Source organism: Acinetobacter sp. WCHAc060006 (genome assembly GCF_004209135.1).
GTDB lineage: Bacteria > Pseudomonadota > Gammaproteobacteria > Pseudomonadales > Moraxellaceae > Acinetobacter > Acinetobacter cumulans.
Window position 1 is genome coordinate 1 of record NZ_SGSS01000033.1, and the last position, 20995, is coordinate 20995.

At 42.0% G+C, this 20995-nt stretch carries 21 protein-coding genes; 4 read left to right on the forward strand and 17 right to left on the reverse strand.

Annotation, left to right across the window (positions count from 1 at the left end):
• The first annotated feature begins 177 nt into the window (after positions 1-177).
• Positions 178-705, forward strand: a complete 528-nt coding sequence (locus EXE29_RS14895) for a peptidoglycan amidohydrolase family protein (RefSeq protein ID WP_117006797.1) — start codon at positions 178-180, stop codon at positions 703-705.
• A gap of 50 nt (positions 706-755) precedes the next feature.
• Here the strand turns inward: EXE29_RS14895 and EXE29_RS14900 are convergent, their stop codons facing one another.
• The 3 genes from EXE29_RS14900 to lgt all read right to left on the reverse strand — a co-directional run bounded on the left by EXE29_RS14900 (position 756) and on the right by lgt (position 2430).
• Positions 756-1121 carry a hypothetical protein gene (locus tag EXE29_RS14900; protein ID WP_120364950.1) on the reverse strand — a complete coding sequence of 122 codons (366 nt, stop codon included), beginning with the start codon at positions 1119-1121 and terminating at the stop codon, positions 756-758.
• Positions 1121-1507 (reverse strand): hypothetical protein, encoded by a 387-nt coding sequence (locus EXE29_RS14905; protein WP_120364951.1) that lies wholly within the window; start codon positions 1505-1507, stop codon positions 1121-1123. Before EXE29_RS14905 ends, EXE29_RS14900 begins: the two co-directional genes overlap by 1 nt.
• 110 nt (positions 1508-1617) lie before the next feature.
• A complete protein-coding gene (gene lgt / locus EXE29_RS14910) occupies positions 1618-2430 on the reverse strand; it encodes a prolipoprotein diacylglyceryl transferase (RefSeq protein WP_106985131.1) in 813 nt (270 codons plus the stop codon).
• Positions 2431-2523: 93 nt separating this feature from the next.
• On the opposite strand from lgt, the gene EXE29_RS14915 reads away from it, so the two are divergent.
• Positions 2524-3309 (forward strand): NRDE family protein, encoded by a 786-nt coding sequence (locus tag EXE29_RS14915; protein WP_120364952.1) that lies wholly within the window; start codon positions 2524-2526, stop codon positions 3307-3309.
• A 77-nt stretch (positions 3310-3386) separates the two neighbouring features.
• On the opposite strand, the gene EXE29_RS14920 is transcribed toward EXE29_RS14915, so the two are convergent.
• The 4 genes from EXE29_RS14920 to tatA form a co-directional block, all read right to left on the reverse strand.
• The gene (locus EXE29_RS14920; protein ID WP_120364953.1) at positions 3387-5414 is read right to left on the reverse strand and encodes a PhoX family protein; all 2028 of its coding nucleotides are present in this window, start codon (positions 5412-5414) and stop codon (positions 3387-3389) included.
• A gap of 198 nt (positions 5415-5612) precedes the next feature.
• Positions 5613-6383 (reverse strand): twin-arginine translocase subunit TatC, encoded by a 771-nt coding sequence (gene tatC / locus EXE29_RS14925; RefSeq protein WP_120364954.1) that lies wholly within the window; start codon positions 6381-6383, stop codon positions 5613-5615.
• A complete protein-coding gene (tatB, locus tag EXE29_RS14930) occupies positions 6380-6817 on the reverse strand; it encodes a Sec-independent protein translocase protein TatB (RefSeq protein ID WP_120364955.1) in 438 nt (145 codons plus the stop codon). Before tatB ends, tatC begins: the two co-directional genes overlap by 4 nt.
• A 12-nt stretch (positions 6818-6829) precedes the next feature.
• Positions 6830-7048 (reverse strand): Sec-independent protein translocase subunit TatA, encoded by a 219-nt coding sequence (gene tatA / locus EXE29_RS14935; protein ID WP_106985136.1) that lies wholly within the window; start codon positions 7046-7048, stop codon positions 6830-6832.
• A 181-nt stretch (positions 7049-7229) separates the two neighbouring features.
• Between tatA and EXE29_RS14940 the strand changes: the two genes are divergently transcribed.
• The gene (locus EXE29_RS14940; protein ID WP_120364966.1) at positions 7230-8108 is read left to right on the forward strand and encodes an AEC family transporter; all 879 of its coding nucleotides are present in this window, start codon (positions 7230-7232) and stop codon (positions 8106-8108) included.
• A 48-nt stretch (positions 8109-8156) separates the two neighbouring features.
• Here EXE29_RS14940 and EXE29_RS14945 read toward each other — a convergent pair whose 3' ends face one another.
• Both EXE29_RS14945 and rdgB read right to left on the reverse strand, forming a co-directional pair.
• The gene (locus EXE29_RS14945; protein ID WP_130125671.1) at positions 8157-8456 is read right to left on the reverse strand and encodes a hypothetical protein; all 300 of its coding nucleotides are present in this window, start codon (positions 8454-8456) and stop codon (positions 8157-8159) included.
• A gap of 92 nt (positions 8457-8548) precedes the next feature.
• A complete protein-coding gene (gene rdgB, locus EXE29_RS14950) occupies positions 8549-9172 on the reverse strand; it encodes an RdgB/HAM1 family non-canonical purine NTP pyrophosphatase (RefSeq protein ID WP_120364956.1) in 624 nt (207 codons plus the stop codon).
• A gap of 138 nt (positions 9173-9310) precedes the next feature.
• Between rdgB and EXE29_RS14955 the strand changes: the two genes are divergently transcribed.
• Positions 9311-9769, forward strand: coding sequence for a GNAT family N-acetyltransferase (locus EXE29_RS14955; RefSeq protein ID WP_120364957.1), 459 nt, complete (start codon positions 9311-9313; stop codon positions 9767-9769).
• Between the two features lie 75 nt (positions 9770-9844).
• Here EXE29_RS14955 and EXE29_RS14960 read toward each other — a convergent pair whose 3' ends face one another.
• The 8 genes from EXE29_RS14960 to EXE29_RS14995 form a co-directional block, all read right to left on the reverse strand.
• A complete protein-coding gene (locus EXE29_RS14960) occupies positions 9845-10435 on the reverse strand; it encodes a tetratricopeptide repeat protein (RefSeq protein WP_106985140.1) in 591 nt (196 codons plus the stop codon).
• Positions 10432-11025, reverse strand: a complete 594-nt coding sequence (gene metW / locus EXE29_RS14965; protein ID WP_120364958.1) for a methionine biosynthesis protein MetW — start codon at positions 11023-11025, stop codon at positions 10432-10434. Before metW ends, EXE29_RS14960 begins: the two co-directional genes overlap by 4 nt.
• Positions 11025-12185 (reverse strand): homoserine O-succinyltransferase MetX, encoded by a 1161-nt coding sequence (gene metX, locus EXE29_RS14970; protein ID WP_120364959.1) that lies wholly within the window; start codon positions 12183-12185, stop codon positions 11025-11027. Before metX ends, metW begins: the two co-directional genes overlap by 1 nt.
• A gap of 143 nt (positions 12186-12328) precedes the next feature.
• Positions 12329-14026 (reverse strand): 2-isopropylmalate synthase, encoded by a 1698-nt coding sequence (gene leuA, locus EXE29_RS14975; protein ID WP_117006792.1) that lies wholly within the window; start codon positions 14024-14026, stop codon positions 12329-12331.
• 268 nt (positions 14027-14294) lie between these two features.
• The gene (locus EXE29_RS14980; RefSeq protein WP_120364960.1) at positions 14295-15398 is read right to left on the reverse strand and encodes an alpha-hydroxy acid oxidase; all 1104 of its coding nucleotides are present in this window, start codon (positions 15396-15398) and stop codon (positions 14295-14297) included.
• A complete protein-coding gene (locus EXE29_RS14985) occupies positions 15395-16078 on the reverse strand; it encodes a Fe2+-dependent dioxygenase (RefSeq protein WP_106985145.1) in 684 nt (227 codons plus the stop codon). The genes EXE29_RS14980 and EXE29_RS14985 overlap by 4 nt, the downstream gene beginning before the upstream one ends.
• A 93-nt stretch (positions 16079-16171) precedes the next feature.
• Entirely contained in the window at positions 16172-18433 is a 2262-nt protein-coding gene (locus EXE29_RS14990) for a TonB-dependent siderophore receptor (protein ID WP_120364961.1), read from the reverse strand.
• 299 nt (positions 18434-18732) lie between these two features.
• On the reverse strand, positions 18733-20958 hold the full coding sequence (locus EXE29_RS14995) for a TonB-dependent receptor (protein WP_120364962.1): 2226 nt from the start codon (positions 20956-20958) through the stop codon (positions 18733-18735).
• Between the last annotated feature and the right edge of the window lie 37 nt (positions 20959-20995).

Sequence of the window (20995 nt, forward strand, 5' to 3'; positions counted from 1 at the left end):
AGTGAATATTTAGAATTAATTTGTTTAATAATTATACAAATAATGGATATTAAAGTACTTTTCTTAAATTTTCTTACATTTTCGGCATGATATTTTAAGTTTAGGGGCGTAGTATCGGCCGCTGTTTAGGGTAGTAAATTCAATCAAGATGGATTGAAAAAGAGGTTGTTGTTTCACATGGCTTATGATCAAGGCGTTGACGTACAAAGTGTAAATGGTCCAGTCAAGGCAGAAATCGTGATCCGATCCCAGCAAGCACCAAAGCGTTCATATCGTAGTAATAGTCGTGTGAGTGCGCAAGAAGATACACCACGTAAGCTTTTTGGTGCGGACAATGGTCAGCGTATTGATATTGATAAATTTGCGCAAAAGCTTCGCGGTGTAACTGCACAAACCAGCTCGCAAAAATGTGCCAAGAGTGTTCGTATTGCTTTGGAGTCTGCGGGCGCGAAATTTAATAATCATCCTGTAGCAGCAGCAGATTGGGGCAATACCTTACAAAAAATTGGTTATGAACGAATTAATCAGTCTTTTGACCGTCCTAAAAAAGGCGATATTTATATTATTAACCGTACGCAAAAGCATGTGTATGGCCATATTGCGGCATATACAGGTTCAAATTGGGTGTCGGACTTTCAGCAAAGTGGCTATGCGGTGTATAAAGACCCCAATGTACGTTATGAATACTACCGTTTAAATAAATAACGCCTGCCGTTCAGCAAAATTGAGCAAACATCTAATTTAACCGCGTCACGCTACTCAAAGCGTTTGGCGCGGTTTTCATAAATAGACACCAAAAACAAAGCAAGTGCGCTAAAGCAAATGCACTGTAAGGCCAAAATGGCACGGTGTGCTGTTGGAAGCTGACTGATAAGGATCAGTAGGGCGATGACAGGAGCAATCATTCTAAAATAATGAAATGCTTGGTTTGGAGCTTTCACTTGTTGTTGAGCATAGCTTCGCATGAGGTGAATGGCGATCCCAATGGCCAAACTTAACCCTGCAAATAGGGGTGTCAATTGTTGAATTTGAGAAGCCCAATACACCACGGCACAGACAGCGATACACAGCACCAGTTTTATTTCACGCGTACAGCGTTTTGAATACCAAAATTCGAGCATTAGGGCTGTGCTTCTGGAGGTTGATTTTGATTCAATAAGGACAATGGTGAAAATAGGCAAATCGCCAAGGCCATAAAGCCAATCCCTTGTGCGCCTGGAATTAAAATTTCGCCATCTTTCATGTTCATAAAAATGAGCGCCAAAAGTAATGCAATTGGAATCCACGTCAGTACACGGTAAAACAGTCCTGTTGGATTTTTACTGGCAAAGTGAATTTTACAATAGCGGCAAATCAGAAAAATAATACCTGTGCCTAAGAACATTAAAATGGCATCAAGTTTGAGGGGTTCTATCCAATACAGCACAGCAGTTGCTATGGCAATGAGAGCAAAGATCAGGAATTTTTTGACCACCGAAATTTGTGGATTAAACCAAAACTCAAGCATATTGGACTGTATCGATTGATAGAAAGGCTAAGACTTTAGCACAGAATGCGGTCAAAAATGCAGTACAAAAAAGCGGAGCTCAAGCTCCGCTAAAATGCTAAATCATGATGTTATTTATTTTTGAGCGGGCCCCAATCATAGATTTTTTTCTGGTACGCATACCATAGCATCCATAGGCCAATGAGGATCATTGGAACTGTAAGGAATTGACCTTTACTCATCCACCCAATAAAGAGTTGTCCATTGTCTGGTTCACGGAAGAACTCGACTACGAAGCGTGCAATACCATAGCCGATGAGGAACAGTGCAGAAACGGCAAAACGTGGACGGGGTTTAGAACTGAACCACCACAGCACGATAAATAAAATTAAGCCTTCACACAGTGCTTGATAAAGCTGAGATGGATGACGTACTAACTGTAATGGATCGGTTGGGAAGATCATGCCCAAAGCAAAATTTGGATCGTGTACAGGACGGCCATACAGTTCGCCGCCAATAAAATTACCAATACGACCAAACATCAGACCAGTCGGCACACAGGGTGCAATAAAGTCTAAAGTTTGGAACCAGGTCATTTTGTACTTTTTGCACCAAAGGAGCATGGCCACCATCACCCCAAGGAAGCCACCGTGGAAGCTCATGCCTCCAGTCCAGACTTGGAATAGCCACAGTGGATTTGCCAGAAACTGATCAAAACCATAAAAGAAGACATAGCCTACACGGCCACCGATCACAACCCCCAAGGCGCCGTAAAAAATCAGATCAGATACCATGTCTGAAGTCCAGCCATCACGTTGTTTGGCGCGGTGCGTTGCGAGACCCCAAGCAAATAAAAAGGCCAATAAATACATCAGTCCATACCAATGGACTTGTAATGGACCCAGCGACACGGCAACTGGGTCGATATTTGGGTAGGTCAGCATTGCTGCTCCTTAGCATTTTGTTTTGCACAGATTTTAACGGAATCTATAGAAATATGTTGTATATTCAATGTGTAAAGATAATGAACTTTGACTATGTGTATTGTGGCCTTTGCTTGGCAAGTGTTGGATGATTTGCCACTGTGTTTAATTTCCAATCGTGACGAATTTTACCATCGTCCTACAGCGCCTTTGCATGTATGGGCACAAAGTCACATTGTGGCAGGACAAGATTTACAGTCGGGTGGAACATGGATGGGCGTGACGGCTACAGGGCGCTGGGCCATTATTACCAACTTTAGAGATGGCACAGACAAAACTGAATATGCCACGTCGCGCGGTCATCTTATACAAACATTTTTAGCCTCAAATGAAACGCCGATTCGCTTTGCACAGACCTTGGAAAAGCATCAATGTGAGTATGCAGGCTTTAATTTATTTTTGGGTGATACCCAGCAAGCTGTCTATATGAGCAATCGAGGTGAGGCGCCACAAATCTTAGCAAAAGGGGTATATGTAGTGTCGAATGGACTTATGTCGGAAGATTGGGTCAAGACTCGACATTTACGTAAACGCTTTACGCAAGAGCTCTTGCCAATGTTGCAGCAGCCTCAAATCCCCACTGCGGACATCGAACACGCCGTTTGGGATATTTTAGAAGATGAGCGCAAAGTGGTGCTTGAGCAACTCCCAAATACAGGTATTCAACCAGAAATGGAAGCGTTGTTATCGTCCACTTTTATTCAAAGCCCTGTGTATGGGACACGTTGCTCCAATTATTTAAGTCTGCATCATCAACAGTGGCAATGGTTGGAAAAAATTCAGCAAGGTGAACAGCAAGGTCAAATCAATAGGTTGCAAGTGCCACTTCGTTCATCTTAAGCCACCCTATAAATATGATCTAAATCAGAACAATAAAAATGCCAGCAATGTGCTGGCATTTTTAATATCGCATGATCTTATTTTGTTGCTGTAGGTTTAGTAGTAGAAGGTAATACATCTGCAGTGATATAGCCTACCGATGCACTGAACTTCTGGTTGTAGCTTTTATCAATGGCTACATTCAATTCATTTTGCATGCTTAAGCTTAAACCTGTACGTACACCCGAAGCATCAACTTTGTAGAAGCGGTTCCATTCATCACCCGGATGTTGGAAGTTGCTCATAATATAGGTCCAACCGTTGATCGAATCTACTGCATGTAAGCCAGTTGATTCTGCACCTGCAGGCGTTGATAGGATACGATCAAGCTTTTGTGATTCTACATTGTACGCCCAAAGATAGTTGTTGATGTGGTTGCCACTATCTTCACCAATAAACAGGGTACGGAGTTGCTCAGAGAATTTAAGATTGTCTGGGCTGGCAATTTTGTCAGGATGTGCAGTGTTGCCCATGCTATCTATCGTGATGTCTTCACCTGCCAATAGCAACTTAGATTGGTAAGGCACCCATTCACTGTTAATTGGCATGCCAGTGGTCGTCGACTGACCGCCACTCAGATCGTGCGCCAAAATACCGCCTGCTTGAATTTTTGTGAATTTTACATTGTGGGTAGCGCTATAGCTTGCTGTACCTTCAACCATCGAATCCACAATATTGGCCAACGCAGAATATGCCACTTTGTCTTTAATGTTAACTGTGGTGCCTTCCATTTTGGTAAATGCCATACTTGCACCTTTGAGTGCAGCATAACGATGCGTTTCTAAAAAGGCTGCTGCTTTTTCCATGCCCGGTTTTACTTTTACCCAAAGTTTTTTCTTGGCTAAAATAATCGAGGTAAAGCCACTCAGATCCGCAGGTTTGTTGGTGTCGGTATCAAGATAGCTTTCCATAATGTCGCTTGGTTGAATGTTTTGTACATTCACCATATCTTCAATTTCTTTACTGCTTGCTTTACCCAGTTCAATCCATTTGATTTGACCTGTTGTGGTATTGCTGAGCAAGCTGGTAAATTTTGCGACATATAAAGTTCCTGAATTTAGGTCTTTTTCTTTATCTGCCACAAACATGAACAAACCGCCGTTGGTGTAGTCGTCGCCCATAATCACGGTTTTATTGTCAGGCATAACATGGACAAGCTCATGTGAAATACGGCCCATACAATAGTGTTTAATAATTTTGCCACTGCCGTCTGGATTAACAATGACTTCTGGTAGATGACCATAGTTATAAGGCTTGGCAGCATTTGCATCGCCAAAGAAGTTTTTGCCTAAACCAGTCGGGCTTGGGCCACCAATACCTTGGTTAAAGGCATCGGGTTCATATTCTTCGCTTGATAAATGCGTATTCCAAGGTGAAAGGCTGGCACCACAGGTAATCCATAAACCATGAACAGGTGCTGTGTCTATGTTGAAGTATTTCTTCAGCTCAAGATGCCCAGTTTTTTGGTCTTGGTCTAGGGTTAAAATCGCAATCGGTGAAGGTAAATTGCCGTATTCACTTGTTCCAGCTTGGTTCATGGTAGCATATTCAAATTGCACCACATGAAATACAGGATTGGTCACGCCATCGACTTTGGCATTGTCTAATTTTAACAGTGATGAACCATCTGGGCAGTCAGAGAAAAATTGACGTGCTGCTTGTGTAGGGGATGAAGTATCCATAATCGGTTGGCCTTGGGCATTAAAATAGCCACCCGCCACAATTTCACCGCCGCCCCATTTAGGTACTTTTGAACCCGTTTCAAAGAAGCTCTTATAACCCAGTTGATATTCTGTACTGGTTGTATCATCCCAAGTAATTTTAAGTTTTGAGCTGACCGCTGTTTTGGCCATTTCAGCCACGGTGATGGGTGCTGCCATTGCTGTAAATGTCGCATTTTTAAAATTCACAGGTTTAACAGGTGGCGTAACCGCTGTGCTGTCATCACTGCTATTACAACCTGATAAGGCTGCTGCTGTGCTCATTGCGCCTAAAGGCAAAAAAGGAATCCCTGCAAACCATTTTAATAAATCACGGCGGCTTGGCTGTTGAGTATTGGCTGTCATAGTACGTCCGTAAGCGATGTTTTTTTAAATAAAAGTCGGTCTATAAATCGCTTATGATTGTAGGAAGGGGAAATGACAGTTTTTTGACCGAATGAAGACAGTTTAAAGATAAAACGAAAAGATAAAAAAATGCGCCCTTTCTACAAAGGACGCATTCAGCCAAGGTCAATTGAATATTGAAGTGTGTATGCACATGGACTATGTGTCTGTGCTTTGCGGTTTTTCGAGAAATTTACCCAGTAAGAGTCCTAGCTCAAAAAGCATCCACATCGGCACGGCCAGCATCACCATGGAGAGTGCATCGGGTGGTGTGGCAAACATCGCCACAAAGAAACATCCCACCACAATAAAGCGTCGTTTTTCCACTAAACTTTGGGTGCTGACCACGCCAATTAAAATCAAGACCAAAGTAATAATGGGAATTTCAAAGGTGAGCCCAAACACTAAAAATAGCTTTAAACAGAAGCTTAAATAGCTATTAATGTCGGTCATGGGCGCGACGGATTCGGGTGAAACACTAATAAAAAAATGCAAAATTGCGGGTAGGGTAATGAAGTAGGCAAACGCAATACCCACATAAAATAAAGCAATACTGCCAATTAATAAGGGCATAGCCAAATGTCGTTCTTTTTCATATAAGGCTGGGCGTACAAAAGCCCATAGTTGATAAATAATAAAGGGCATGGCCAGCATGAGTGCCACAAATAAATTTAACTTAAATGGTGCCATAAATGTTGCGGTCACATCGGTTGCAATCATGGTGGATGATGCAGGAAGTTGTTGACGCAAAGGCTCAGACATCAGTTGATAAGTGAAATTACGAAAGGGCAATAAACAAAAAAATAGCAATAAAGTAACGGCCACTATTTTAAAGAGATATTTACGCAGAATAATTAAATGCTGCATGACTGGCATTTGATCCAGCTGTTCGTGTTCAGTTTTCACTGAGGGCGCGGGCAGTTCATTCATACAGCAATCTTCAATTCAATGGCAGAGGTTTGAGTCTCGAGCATGTGCACCAAAGCCTTAAAATGCTGTTGTAGATGCAGGCGTGCATAAGGACTCGGAATTTGTGTGTTGAGTGGATAAAAAGGCGTAGATGGTATGGGTGAGTTGATCTGTTGAGCTGATGCTACGGTTCCAGTCTGACGCAATGCATCAATTTGTTGTTGCATGCGTTTTTCGAGTTCAGTCATGCGTTCGATTTCTTTTTGCACTTCGGCGCGAAACTCAGACAGTTTTAATTCTTGATCAATCTCATTTTGCACACTGCTAATAAAGCGCTTTATTTTGCCATACCATTTGGCGGCAAAACGCGCGCCTTCTGGGAGCTTTTCTGGGCCTAAAACCAAAAGCGCAATAATGGCAAAGCACAGCAGCTCAGTAAATCCAATATTGAGCATGATGTGTTTCTCTTAGCTTTTTACAGAACTTTCAGGGGTTTTGACTTGGGCATCGATGGTACGTGGTTCTTGTAGTTTAGCTTGCTCAGCTTCATCATCGCGTACGGATTTTTTGAAGTCTTTGACTGCGCCACCGACGTCTTTCCCTAGGTTTTTAAGCTTAGATGTACCAAATAATAAAATCACCACGATTGCAAATATCAGTACATGCCAAATTGATAATCCAGCCATTTTGTCTTCCTCGTTTATTTTTAAACATTGCAACAGTTCTGCATGACAAGGATGTGACAGTTGGGTTTCAGTTCAAAGAAACAGCTTAACTGCCATTGAGCAACATGGGGTTGGTAAGGGGAGGACCAAGAGGATTTGTGCTAGCATAGCGACTCTTGATATCTTTTAGATGACTCAATCTATGGTACTTATACTGCCACTACTCTCATTTTTAGTGGGATATTGGGGCGTAAGCCGACTGCAAAGTATTCGCGCATTGTTGGCGGCATCGCTGGCCAAATTACTCATTCCAGCGCTCATTGTGTACAACATGGTGTTTTATAAGCCGGGCAGTTTGTGGCTGATTGGCTTAAGCTTTGTCAGTTCAGTATTGTTCTTTGCTATTTTTTATGCCGTTCAACAAGATAAATTGCGTGCGCTGTGTTTTAGTTATTTAAATGGCGCATGGTTAGGCTTTCCTTTTGCTTTAGCTGTATTTGGACCAAATGCCAGCAGTACCATCGTTGCACTTTATATCGGTGGCTCACTGTTTGGTAATATTTGCGCCGTCATGGCGGTGAGTACAGGCAAACAAGACTTTCGATTTATATGCAAAAATGTGCTTCTTTCACCTCCAGTGATCGCGTTAAGTAGTGCTGCAATATTGTCAATGTGGGATTTGAGCGCATACGAGCAACACCCGATTGTGCAGTGGGCATATCAACTCAACAAAATATTAGTGACCTTTGCAGGCATGTGTGTACTGGGTATGTGGCTGAGTAAAGTTCGCATTGGTTGGCATGATTTACAGCAGAGCCTGATGGTCATGCTGGCACGTATGGTGTTGGCTGTACTGATTTGTATCGGGGCCTATGTTCTTTTGCCGATTCCACATCAGCTGTTTATTTATGCTGTTATTTTTATGTTTTTCTGCTTGCCTCCCGCAGCCAATATTGTGGCTTTAGAAACGCATTATCAGGGGACGGGGCATTCCGCAAAATATATTGCATCGGGCACGATCGTCAGCGCCGTAGTGATTTCAATCTACGGCTTTTTACTGCATTGCTTTATGCAATTTTAATGGCTTAGCACAAGTAAAAATGACTGCTGCGATCGTCACTCAGTGCATTCAATCAAAGTTGAGTTCTTTGCGGAGCTTCCAATCACGGAATAGGGCATAACACATGGCGATACCAATAATGCCTGGAAATCCAATTCTGCCTTGCAATAGATTGACCAGAAGTATGAGGATCATAACCATCACCAAAACCCGATAGGTGGTGCGAAAGCCAGAGCTTAAAGGATAAGTCAGATTCTCATTGCATGCGGGGCAACTGATTTTTTGGAAACCTAAAAATGATCTAGAGGGTGTTTCATTAAATGGATGCTGACAATACGGGCAAGTACCATGGATCGGATGCAGGGCCATATAGTTCTCTTTTTATGATTGATTATTATTGAAGTAGTTAAATTTAAAAGGTTAGGAGATAACCTTTAACGATAGACTATCTCCTAGTGTATTTATTTCAAGCTGTTTTTAAACAGTTTCATCGCTTGACCGCGGTGACTGATTTTATTTTTTTCTTCTTTACTCAGCTCAGCACTCGCAACATTTAATTCAGGTAGCCAAAATAACGGGTCATAGCCAAAGCCATTTTCGCCTTGGGCTTGTTCTAAAATCTCACCTGTCCAAATGCCTTGGAAAATTTGCGGCAATGGATCTTCTGCATGTTGTACCAAAGCCAATACACAAACAAACATGCCTTCAATGGTTTCATCATTTTTACGCAATGGTTTTAAATCAGCCAAAAGTTTTGCATTGTTGGCTACATCATTACCATGCTCACCTGCATAACGTGCCGAGTAAATACCCGGTGCACCACCAAGTACAGGTACGCAAATTCCCGAGTCATCTGCAATCGCAGGCTTACCTGAAATACGCGATGCATGACGGGCTTTAATAATGGCATTTTCCACAAAACTTAAACCATCTTCAATTGCATCTTCAATATTCAGTTTGCCTTGGGCAACCACTTCGACTGGGAGATTAAGCTCTGCAAACATTTTTTCAAATTCTGCAATTTTACCTTTGTTATTGCTTGCAAGAACCAGTGTGCCTTGAGATAGCCAATCGGTAGCAGACATTGTATTGTGCTCATATTGAAAAAAAATAATCGCTTATTTTAGCGTATTTACGATGTTTTCAGGTATTGAATCTGCATGATGAGTTAGAGGTGTGCATTCAGACACTCAGTTAACAGGTGAATAAAAAGAGCAATAACAATGAATACAGAAAAAAATTTAAAAAATATTCGTGCCGCTGTGCAGGAGGATGCAACAAAAATTGCAATGCTCATCGCACCTTATATTCCGCAGTTTGCACTTGATGAACAAGGCGCACAAAAACTTGAAAAGCCTGCGATTGAGGCACTACTTCAAGATGGTGCTGTACATTATTATGTTTATGAGCAAGCTCAGCACATTTGCGCTGTAATTGCGTTTAAAACCTCAGGCCATTTGATCCACTTTTTTACAGCTCAGTCTTTTCTTCGGCAGGGCATAGGTCGGCAACTGTGGCAGTACGCAGAAGCTTCTATGTTGGCACTCGGCAATCAACATATCAGTGTCAATTCTAGCTGTGGCGCACAGGCCGTGTATGAAGCATTTGGCTTTTATGCAGTCTCATCGGTTATTGAAGCTAGTGGCTTACGGTTTATTCAAATGCGTAAAGATCTCTCTTAATACACCGAATAGATTCTAGATATATCCAACATAAAAAAAGCGCCCGAAGGCGCTTTTTTTAGTTCAAGGGCGTGATTACTGCGCTTGAATCCATTTGTCTGCACGGTCACGTGCTTGACGAATTTGTTCTGGTGAAAGGTTGGCTGCCAAAGCAGTTTTTTTACCTTCAGACAATGAAATGACTTTATTGTCCAGCATGCCATCACGTGTAGAAAGCTCATACCACTGGTAGGCACCAATGTAGTTTTTCTTTTGCTCTTCCATAACGGCTAAATTAAAGCTGGCACGGTTATCACCACGGCTGGCTGCTTTTTCAAAGTATTGGCGTGCAAGAACTTCATCTTTTTTGGTGCCAATACCATCTGCAAGCATACGGCCTACATTTAGCTGTGCTGCTGAAATCCCTTGATCTGCTGCAGCTTTATACCAAGCAAAGGCTTGGCGCTCATCTTTTGCAACGTCTTTGCCATTTTGGTATTTCGTTGCTAAGTAAAATTGTGCACCGGCTTGGCCTGCTTTGGCCGCTTTACTTAAGCTATGAATATCCATAACAGAATACTGTGCAGCTTGCATCGCAACAGAAGGGGCTGGAGCAACATAGTCTGCATGGGCTTGAAAACTAAAAAGTCCAACCAGTAGCGTCGTGCTTAGTAATAATTTTTTCATAGAGCGCTCACTCGATATATTGCGACTTCACCAAACAGATTAGGGAGGTGTTTACTGAGTAAACTGTCTTGTTGATCCCCATTTACGGCAAGTCGGTTAATAATCCGAATATTATTTTCTGCACACAGTGCTTCAAAATCTCGGAAAGTACATAAATGAATATTAGGCGTGTTATACCACATATATGGTAAAGCCTCTGAAACAGGCATCTTTCCTTTTAAGGCAAGGAATGAACGAGTCTTCCAATGCGCAAAGTTAGGAAATGTAATAATGGCTTGTTTCCCCACACGCACCATGTCACGTAATAAAACATCAGGTGCATCTACAGCCTGCAAAGCCTGTGCCATAACCACATAGTCAAATGATTGGTCGGCAAAGCGACTTAAACCTAAATTTAAGTCCTGCTGGATGATATTTAACCCGCGACTGACGGCAATTGCAATCTTTTCTTGATCAATTTCGAGGCCGTATGCACGAATATTGTGTTTTTTACTCATGTGAGCGAGCAGTTCGCCATCGCCACAACCTAGATCAAGCACACGAGAACCTGGATTAATCCACTTTTCTGCCAATTGTTGATCGATACGCATTACAGGGCCTCCACAGTGGTTGCTTTGAGGTGTTGTTCACCACCTAAGAAGGCACGTAAAGATTTTACGTACAACGGAATTGGGAACAAGAAAGAGTCGTGACCTTGTTCTGCATCAATATCTAAGTAACTGACATGCTTATTATTTGTGATTAAAGCATCCACAATTTCTTGTGAACGTGAAGGTGAGAAACGCCAGTCAGTGGTAAATGAAACCACCAAGAATTTACACTTCGGATTGGCCATGGCTTTCACTAAAGACTGTTCGTATTCACGTGAAGGATCAAAGTAATCCAAAGCCTTGGTCATAATTAAATAAGTATTGGCATCAAAGTTACGGCTAAATTGCTCACCTTGATAACGTAAATAGCTTTCCACTTGGAATTCGACATCAAAACCATACATAAATTTGCCAGACTTTAAGTCACGGCCAAATTTTTGCTTCATGGCTTCTTCTGAAAGATAGGTAATATGACCCACCATACGCGCCAAAATCAGGCCACGTTTTGGATAGCTGTCGTTTTCTAAATAGCGACCATTATGAAAATCTGGATCAGATAAAATAGACTGACGTGCCACTTCGTTAAAGGCAATGTTTTGTGCAGACAATTTTGGTGCGCTGGCAATAATCACACATTTGCGTAAACGGTCTGGGAAATCGACAGACCATTGTAGTGCTTGCATACCACCCAAAGATCCACCCACAACAGCATCCCAAGTATCGATGCCTAAACGGTCAGAGAGCATAGCTTGGGTTTTGACCCAGTCACGGACTGTGACCAATGGAAAGTCTGGTCCGTATGGACGATTGTCATTTTCAGGATTGGGTGAAGTTGGGCCTGTTGAGCCATTACAACCACCAATATTATTTAAAGAAACGACAAAAAATTTAGACGTATCAATTGCCTTGCCCGGGCCAATACATGAATCCCACCATCCGGCTTTTTTATCATCTGCATGATGATAACCTGCTGCATGATGATGCCCTGACAGTGCATGACAAATCAAAATCGCATTGGATTTATCTGCGTTCAGCTCGCCATAGGTTTCAACCATGATTTCAAAACGAGGAAGAATTCGACCGCATTCGAGCTCTAGAGGCTCTTCAAATGAGAACTTTTGTGGGGTAACTAAACCCACTGAGTCAGCTGGAAAGGACACTGGAAATGTTCGCCTTAAACCTTGAGGATCAATAACTAAAAGGATACCACTTGGGGGTATCCTTTTAAAATTGTTTTATGTGATAAAGAGCTATAGGCTACATTTTGATGTGAAATCCTTATGTAGCCTATCCGTGATTGGACTTAAGCAGTCGCTGCAATCACCTGATCTAAGCTCAATACGCCTTGATCAATTAAGCGGTTGGTGCTGGCAATAATTGCTTCGATTGATGCAGTTACGATGTTGTCGTGTACACCTGCACCAAAGGCAGCTTTACCCGAACCTTTCACTTGAAGCTCAATTAATGCCAATGCTTTTGCATGTGCGCCAGAGCTAATACTGCGTTCTTCATAGTTCAAGACATCAATTGGTAACTGCAATGCATTCAAAATTGCAGAAATAGGGCCGTTGCCTTCACCGCGCAATTGTTGTGTTTCACCATTTACTTCAATATCTAGCTCAATCACTTGCTTACCGTTGTTGTCATGTAAGCGGTAGTTTTGCGCCACATAATGTGCATCTGCTGGTGCGACATAAGTATCTTTAAACAATGACCAAATCGCTTGTGCTGAAATCTCAGTACCATCTTCATCGGTTTTTTGTTGTACTACTTGCGAGAATTCAATTTGTAAACGACGTGGCAACACCACGTTGTAGTTAGACTCTAATAAGTAAGCGATACCGCCTTTGCCAGACTGTGAGTTCACACGGATGACTGCATCATAGTCACGACCCAAGTCTTTTGGATCGATAGGTAAGTATGGCATGTCCCAAATTTCTTCGTTCTTTTGGAACTCGAAACCTTTTTTGATTGCATCTTGGTGTGAGCCAGAGAATGCAGTAAATACCAAGTCGCCTGCATACGGATGGCGTGGGTGTACAGGCAAGCCTGTGCATTCTTCAACGGTTGCAATCACTTCATTGATATTTGAGAAATCTAAGTTTGGTGCAACGCCTTGGGTGTACATGTTCAATGCAATTGCCGCCACATCGACGTTACCTGTACGTTCGCCATTGCCAAATACACAGCCTTCTACACGGTCTGCACCCGCCATAATGGCAAGTTCAGAGGCAGCAATACCACAGCCACGGTCGTTATGGCAGTGTACAGAAATGATCACACCATCACGGCGCTGAATATTGCGGTGCATCCATTCGACTTGGTCTGCATAGACGTTTGGACCTGACACTTCGACTGTTGCAGGTAAGTTCAAAATGACTTTATTGTCTGGAGATGCTTCCCAAATTTCAGTCACAGCATCGCAGACATCTTTCGCAACTTCTAATTCAGTTGCAGTAAAACACTCTGGGCTGTATTGGAATACAAATTCAGTTTCAGGTTGTTTTGCTGCGTATTCTTTAACTTTGGTTGCTGCATTAATCGCTAATTGTTTTGCACCTTCAACATCTACATTTAAGACTTTATTACGGAAAGTCGGAGAGTTTGAGTTGTAGATATGCACAATTGCACGTTTTGCACCTTGTAAAGATTCGAAAGTACGTTGGATTAAATGATCACGTGCTTGAACCAAAACTTCGATATAAACATCATCAGGAATATGGTTTTCTTCAATCAATTTACGCGTGAAATCGAAATCGATTTGAGATGCAGATGGGAAGCCAATTTCAATATGTTTGAAACCAATTTTCACCAACATTTGGAACATTTTAAATTTTTGTTCCATGTTCATTGGTTCAAAAATCGCTTGGTTACCGTCACGCAGGTCGGTGCTCATCCAAATTGGCGCTTTCGTAATTTCGTTATTCGGCCATTGACGGTCTGGTAAGTCTACACGTTGATACATGCGACGATATTTTTTACTTGGATCAGCCAACATCATGAGGTAACTCCTTGTCGTAGCCACTATATGTTAGGGCGTAGATAACATTAGGTACTACTAATATAGATTGTGTCTATGGTATCAATTTACAAGTATGAAGTCGGAAGATTTAGCCAAAAGTATCAAAATTTCATGTGAAGTTACGTTGACTTAGATTTACCGCAGATCATGCAAATTTATAAATAAATATTAATCCACTTATTCCGAAAATATTTTCCTATTTTTGCAATGAGCAGGGATTTATAGAGAAAAATTCTCTATAAAATGGCTATTTTTGAAAAATATAATCTTGGTTAATCTCATCTATGCGGGCTGTTCCCATTAAAGCCATGGTAATTTCAAATTCTTCTTTCAGAATTTTCAGCACATGTGCCACACCTAATGCGCCTGCAGTGGCTAAGCCATAAATCACAGGACGACCGACCAACACCGCTGAGGCGCCAAGGGCAATCGCTTTAAAGACGTCAGAACCACGGCGAATTCCACCATCATAAAGCAATGGAAAATCAGCTGGCACCACCTGTTTAATGAGTTTGAGCGCGGTGAGTGGTGTAATACTGGTATCTAAAACACGGCCACCATGATTCGACACAATTAATCCTTGTACACCATGTTGTATTGCAAGTTGGGCATCCATTGGATTGAGTACACCCTTTAACACAACGGGGAGGTGGGTCTGTTGAACCAACCAAGCAATGTCTTGCCAAGTCGGCGCAATTTTCATGAGCCCTTGAAATACAGGGTGATCACCTTCTTGTAATTCTGGCAGTGGAATGTGCGCAGGGGTATGCGGGTGTTGCATACCTTCAGGTAAATGGAAAAATACCCGACGCTCGCGGTCACGGATGCCTGTATGGGGGGAGTCCACTGTCACTACAATGGCACTGTAATTGTGCGCTTCAGCCATTTTGACTAAATCTAAGGATTTGCTGCGTTCACCTTGCCAGTACAGTTGAAACCATTTGCGCGGATTGTCTGCATTCAGTTCACGCATGTCGGTATTAGTAAAGGTGCTCAATACCATATTGCTTCCCAAAACTTCTGCAGCCAGTGCAGTGGCAGCTTCCGCTTCGGGATGAAATTGCTGTTGGTGCCCAATCGGTGCGACAAAGATGGGATGCGGATAACGTTGCCCGAAGATTTCACATTCGGTATGGCCGTGGGTGAGGTCTTGTAGCAGGCGAGGCATCAGTTGAATGTGGTCAAACGCTGAAAGATTCGAGCGCACACTGACTTCATCCATGGCACCGCCTTGGAGATATTGCCAAACCATGTCGGATAAATGCAGTTGCGCTTGGCGCTCATAGTCTGCAATGGTTTGTAAGTAGGGCGGAATTTGGGTCAATGGCGGTAAAATAGATACTTGGCTCATAGTTCGGCCCATTGACGAATCAGGTTGTGATAATGGCTGGTTAATTGTACGGTTTCTTCGCAGTCACCCAGCTTTTGACGCAATTGAATAATGGTCATGTCTAAATTAAACAACATGGCCCGTTGCCAGTCATCCTTCACCATACTTTGCAGCCATGTAAAAGCAGCAATACGCGCACCTTGAGTGACTGGCTCGACACGGTGTAGGCTGGTTGCTGGATACACAATAGCATCGCCAGCATCGAGTTTGACTTCATGTGCGCCGTATGTGTCTTCAATGATCAATTCACCGCCCTCATATTCATCGGGTTCAGAGAGAAAGACGGTCATAGAAACATCGGTACGCACAGATTTATTTTTTTCGGCATAAAAATGCACAGCATTGTCGACATGGTTGCCATAATGCCCCGAATTTTCATAGCGATTGAACATTGGAGGCAAAATGTCTTTGGGCAGTGCAAATGATTGCACCAGTAGGCTACTTTGAATGTGCTGTTGAACAAAGGTACTCAGTTCTTGATATAGCTCGCTACTGGTATTGATTTGTAAGTTGTCTTTGATGAGCTGTGCTTGTCCGCCTGCTGTTTTTTTGCCAGATACCCATTGGTTGTCTTCTGCCATAGCTTGGCGAATGGATTGGACTTGCACTTTAGAAAGCACATTGGGAACATGAAGCAACATGGCAAGCACCTAGCAGTTAAATTTTTCGGTTAAGGATAAGCATAAATAAAAAAAGCCCCAATACAAGATTAAGGCTTTTAATTTTATGGAAAATTAGAATTTAAAATTAAATGTAAGACGATAATTACGTTCAGCACCTGCCGTATAACGTAGGCCACCACGGTTGATACTTGCAATATAATCTTCATCAAGCAAGTTGTTAATATTTAATTGAACACCAATATTAGGTGTTGCTTGATAGCTGACCATTGAATCTAGAACCCAATAATCTGGAATTACAGCAGGGCCAACGGTATTACCATCTTTACTTTTTTTCATTTCGCCATTGTAACGTGCACCGCTACCAATGCTCCATTTATCCATTGTATAGGTGGTCCACAGCGTGAAAGCATCTGACGGGGTAAATGGAATGTTATTGGAACCATCGGCAGAAGTCAGGCTGCCAGAGCTGACATGTGTAACATTATCAATTTCAGTTTTTTGATGGGTGTAGCCTGCAATGATCTTCCAATAATCATTAATGTTACCAATCGCACCTAACTCAATACCTTTAACGGATTTTTTACCCGTTTGGTAATAACCGCCATTATCATCTTTTTCAATTTCTTTGGTGACTTCAGTTTGGAAAAGGGCACCTGTGAGTAATAAGCGGTTGTCAAAGAACTCCCATTTGCTTCCCACTTCAATGGTTTCAATCTGTTGTGGATCAAAATCAAGATTATTATTGCTACTTGCAGAGGTTGATGGTGCAAAAATGTTGGCATTACCAATACCATCACCGCCTGTAATAGTGCCTGGTTGTTGCTGTTGCACAGCATAGTTGGCGTACAGACTACCATTTTCGGTTGGCTTAAACAGCGCACCTGCTTTCCAGTTAAATAGATTGCCATCATCACTGAAACTAGCAGAAGAAGAGTAACCTTGCATTTTGTAATGGTCTAGGCGGATACCAGCGTTGACCGAAAATTTTGGTGACAGTTGTACTGTGTCAAAAGCAAAAATAGAGGATGTATCCATTCGGCCTTTGGTATCTGCAGCAGCATTGCGCGTTAAGGTTGAATGTACCGTTCCAGAGGGATTATACAGTGAGCTCGTACCCGTAATTGCGCCTGTCCAACCAAAGGTTTTCATATCTTCACGGGTAAATTCAACCCCTGTGCTTAAGGTATGCTGAAGTGTTCCTGTATCGAATTCTGTGACTAAGCTAGTTTGGTTCGTCATGATTTTATTTTCAGTATCACTGTTGTTTGTGCTGCCTGAAACTTGAATAGACGAACCGTCAGTAGGATCTGATGGATTTGTAGTGGTATAAGCGTTGCCAGGGAATGACGTTAAATATTGATGTTTGGTTTGGCCCCAACGTGTGGTATTGGTTAACTTGGTTTTATCGGATAAATCATATTCGATACGTGCAGTGGCCATATCGGCACTGACATCGTCAAAATCTTCAGGAGCACCGTAGTAATTTGACGTATTTACTTTGTGGTTATTTAAATACTCAGCCAAGCTTTTGATGCTGGCATTAGTGCTGTTATTTGCATTAAAACCGTTTAGGCCAACAGTAGGAATACCACCATCTAATTTATTATCTTGCTCTGTATGAAGATAGTCTAAAAATACGCGTAAATCTGTGCCTAAACCAAAGCCTAATGAAGATGCCAGTGCCCATTTTTTATTTTCTACACCGTCACGACCAATTCCGTCGGCATTTTCGCCCATCACATTGACACGAAGTGCAGTTGTTTCATTGATTTTTTTATTTAAATCGGCTGTTGCGCGCGTGTATTTGTCGGAGCCGAAACCTAAAGTTGCACTATTTGAGTCTTCGAGTTTGGCATGTTTAGTCGAGAGGTTAATAGAACCTGATGCCGCTGTACGGCCATTATCCGTCCCCGCAGGGCCTTTAAAGACTTCAATTTGCTCGTAGTTGAACATGTCGCGTGTGACGTTGCCCAAATCACGTACGCCATCAATAAAAATACTGTTTGCTGTGTCAAAGCCACGCATGGTTACGGCATCGCCTGTATTCATACGGCCATTTTCACCCAATGAAAATGTTCCTACGCCAGGTACATTACGTAAAGCTTCGGTCAAGGTTGTGGCATTTTGTTCTTTAAGTACCGCTTGGGGGATGACAGCAACCGTCTGTGTGGTATTGAGTAAGGGTTGAGTAAATTTGGCAGAGCTGACTTTTTCTTTTTTATAATTATTTTCTGCTGCAGCTTTAACATTAATGGTTGGAAGCTGTACTGAATTTGATTCAGCTGTTGCAACTTGAGCCGCCAGTGGCAAGGCTGTGGCTAACGCGACCATTGAAACTGTATTTTTGTGTTTTCGGCTTTTAATCTGTGCCATTTCTAAGTCCTGATTTTATAAGGAAAGCGACATTGATACTTCGTGATGACATATATGATGAAGATACAATGGAGGGATTGTTATGGCCTGTAACAATTGCTGTGAATTGTATTGATAATGATAATAGTTATCAATATTAATTTGTGCGTAATGTGAGGGAATTCTTGCTTAAGAACAGCGAGTTAATTAGAAAAAACCATAAAGTTTGGTTTTTAGGCGCGAATCTTATGGCGCAAAGACAACAACGCCCCTGTGAAAAGGGGCGTTGTTGAATACATTGAGATGGATTGATATTGAACTTAGTATTTGAAGTTCACAGAAAGTACAGCACTACGGCCTTCAGCTTCTGTTGCATAGTGAGATGCGTATGCTTTAGTGAAATAACGTTTGTCAGAAAGGTTGTTTACGTTCAACTGTAAATCAACATTTTTATTGACGTTATAACGTGCCATTGCATCGTAACGTACATAGCCATTTACATATTTTGTGTTTGCTAAGTCACCATAGACTTTGTCCATAGCGACAGCGCCAGCACCTAATGTTAGCTGAGGCATCACTTGGTAAGTTGTCCAAAGTGTTGCTGAGTTTTTCGCTACGTTCGGCATTTGGTTGCCGTTGTAAATAGTTTGGTCTGTACAGGTTGTGCCACGACAGCTCACACCGTTTTTGGTTGATTCGCTGTCAAGATATGTATAGCCAGCAGAAACCGCCCATTTATCAGTAATGTTACCGTTTAAGCCAAGTTCGATACCGTCAACCTTGCTTGCACCACCATTAGTTGATGTATTTGAATCAAGCGCAATACGTGTATTTTGTTTTTCGGTACGGAAAATCGCAGCTGTTAGATTTAATTTGTCATCTAACAGATCCCATTTGGTACCAATCTCAAAAGTACGGCTTTCTTCTGGGTCGAGATCTTTAATGTTGTTGGTAATTGTAGATTCAGAACCATCACCAGCATCAACACCTACAGGGTTAGCTGATGTTGCAAAGCTTGCGTAAATACTACCGTTTTCAACAGGTTTAAAAGTTACACCCGCTTGATATGAGAAGAAGTCGCTATCACTTTTTAGTGTGACATTTGTTGCATTGGTTTTAAGTTCGCTTTCGAATTTGTCCCAACGTAGACCTAAATCCAATAACCATTGTGGGTTCACTTCAATACTATCTAAGAAATACACTGAAGTGGTTTGCGCCGTATTGGTTGTAATGGCTTTATTGGCACTAATACTACCTAACCATGGATCGCGCGAGTTTGGATTAAAGGCATCAGTACACCAAGTATTGGCATCTTTACAGTTACTATTGAAGCCTGTAGTTGAAATTTGGCCAGGATAATTCGGATCGGTAAGGTTGTAGTTACCTTTATCTGATTCTTGGTCGCTATATTCAGCACCCACATTAAAGCTATGCTTAAGGGCACCTGTGTTAAATTTACCTGTTAAGGCCAATTGGTCAGTAAATGTAGACGTATCAGTAATACGTGAGTTTACACGGCGCCATACTTGACCTGTTGCAATATTGCCTTTTGAGTCATCAGGTTGTGTCCATAGATAGTCGTTTTTCGACTTGCTATACACAGCTGTATTGCTCAGCGTTAGATTGTCCGTTAGGTCATGTTCAACTTTTACTGTACCAATGTGATTTTCTTGTTTTTGGAAATCACGGTTGAGCATGCCATAGTAAACACCTTGTTTTACATTAAGTGGTTTACCTGCAGCTTTACCATCTGTCCAATATGGTACACCTGAATCTGGCGTATCATCTGATTTTAAGTAGTAGTAGCTTAAAGTTGCACGAGTAGGGGTGTCTAAGCCAAAAGTAATGCTTGGTGCAATACCTACACGCGCGTATTCAGCACCATCAGCTTGACCTGCTTTTTCGTTATGGTGGCCCATGACAGCAACACGTGCAGCAATACCATTACCAAAGTCTTTGTTGCCATCTAAGGTAATACGTTGGTAATTATCTGTACCTGCGCCAACAGAACCTTCTAAAGAGTCACCTTTTTTAGCCACTTTAGAAATCATATTGACACTACCACCAGCAGCGCCTGCACCACCAAGAGCAGATGCAGAACCTTTGGTTACTTCAACTTGCTCAACAGCAAACATTTCACGGTTTTGTGATGTAGCACTACGAACACCATCGACATACATTGAGCTTTCAGAATTGAAGCCACGGATAAATGGACGGTCACCATTCGGGTTGCCACCTTCACCTGCACCTAGGGTAATACCAGGAACATTACGTAAAGCATCACTTAACGTTGTAACTTGAGTATCTTCAATCAATTGCTTAGAAATTACCGATACTGATTTTGGTGTATCGAGTAGTGGTGCAACATATTTTGTGTTCGCTGATTTATCTACTTTTAAGCTTTGTTTTTGCTCAGCTTGAACATCTTGATGAATGGTTTCAAGTGTAGTGACTTGTTCTTGTGCAACAGCATTCATTGCAATAACAGAGAGAGACGAAGCAATTGCAGAAGAAACAATTTTCTTACGTGTTTTAATGAAAGCCATTTCAACCCTGAAAATATAGTTGTGAATTAGTTTGCGA

Bases quoted from the DNA above. Each gene is read 5' to 3' on its own strand.
- lgt (WP_106985131.1), bottom strand. From the start codon at position 2,430: ATGCTGACCTACCCAAATATCGACCCAGTTGCCGTGTCGCTGGGTCCA.
- leuA (WP_117006792.1), bottom strand. From the start codon at position 14,026: ATGATGTTGGCTGATCCAAGTAAAAAATATCGTCGCATGTATCAACGT.
- EXE29_RS14905 (WP_120364951.1), bottom strand. From the start codon at position 1,507: ATGCTTGAGTTTTGGTTTAATCCACAAATTTCGGTGGTCAAAAAATTC.
- EXE29_RS14895 (WP_117006797.1), top strand. From the start codon at position 178: ATGGCTTATGATCAAGGCGTTGACGTACAAAGTGTAAATGGTCCAGTC.
- EXE29_RS14955 (WP_120364957.1), top strand. From the start codon at position 9,311: ATGAATACAGAAAAAAATTTAAAAAATATTCGTGCCGCTGTGCAGGAG.
- EXE29_RS14945 (WP_130125671.1), bottom strand. From the start codon at position 8,456: ATGGCCCTGCATCCGATCCATGGTACTTGCCCGTATTGTCAGCATCCA.
- EXE29_RS14920 (WP_120364953.1), bottom strand. From the start codon at position 5,414: ATGACAGCCAATACTCAACAGCCAAGCCGCCGTGATTTATTAAAATGG.
- EXE29_RS14940 (WP_120364966.1), top strand. From the start codon at position 7,230: ATGGTACTTATACTGCCACTACTCTCATTTTTAGTGGGATATTGGGGC.
- rdgB (WP_120364956.1), bottom strand. From the start codon at position 9,172: ATGTCTGCTACCGATTGGCTATCTCAAGGCACACTGGTTCTTGCAAGC.
- EXE29_RS14990 (WP_120364961.1), bottom strand. From the start codon at position 18,433: ATGGCACAGATTAAAAGCCGAAAACACAAAAATACAGTTTCAATGGTC.
- tatC (WP_120364954.1), bottom strand. From the start codon at position 6,383: ATGAATGAACTGCCCGCGCCCTCAGTGAAAACTGAACACGAACAGCTG.
- EXE29_RS14900 (WP_120364950.1), bottom strand. From the start codon at position 1,121: ATGCTCGAATTTTGGTATTCAAAACGCTGTACGCGTGAAATAAAACTG.
- metW (WP_120364958.1), bottom strand. From the start codon at position 11,025: ATGCGTATCGATCAACAATTGGCAGAAAAGTGGATTAATCCAGGTTCT.
- EXE29_RS14960 (WP_106985140.1), bottom strand. From the start codon at position 10,435: ATGAAAAAATTATTACTAAGCACGACGCTACTGGTTGGACTTTTTAGT.
- tatA (WP_106985136.1), bottom strand. From the start codon at position 7,048: ATGGCTGGATTATCAATTTGGCATGTACTGATATTTGCAATCGTGGTG.
- EXE29_RS14915 (WP_120364952.1), top strand. From the start codon at position 2,524: ATGTGTATTGTGGCCTTTGCTTGGCAAGTGTTGGATGATTTGCCACTG.
- EXE29_RS14980 (WP_120364960.1), bottom strand. From the start codon at position 15,398: ATGAGCCAAGTATCTATTTTACCGCCATTGACCCAAATTCCGCCCTAC.
- EXE29_RS14985 (WP_106985145.1), bottom strand. From the start codon at position 16,078: ATGTTGCTTCATGTTCCCAATGTGCTTTCTAAAGTGCAAGTCCAATCC.
- tatB (WP_120364955.1), bottom strand. From the start codon at position 6,817: ATGCTCAATATTGGATTTACTGAGCTGCTGTGCTTTGCCATTATTGCG.
- EXE29_RS14995 (WP_120364962.1), bottom strand. From the start codon at position 20,958: ATGGCTTTCATTAAAACACGTAAGAAAATTGTTTCTTCTGCAATTGCT.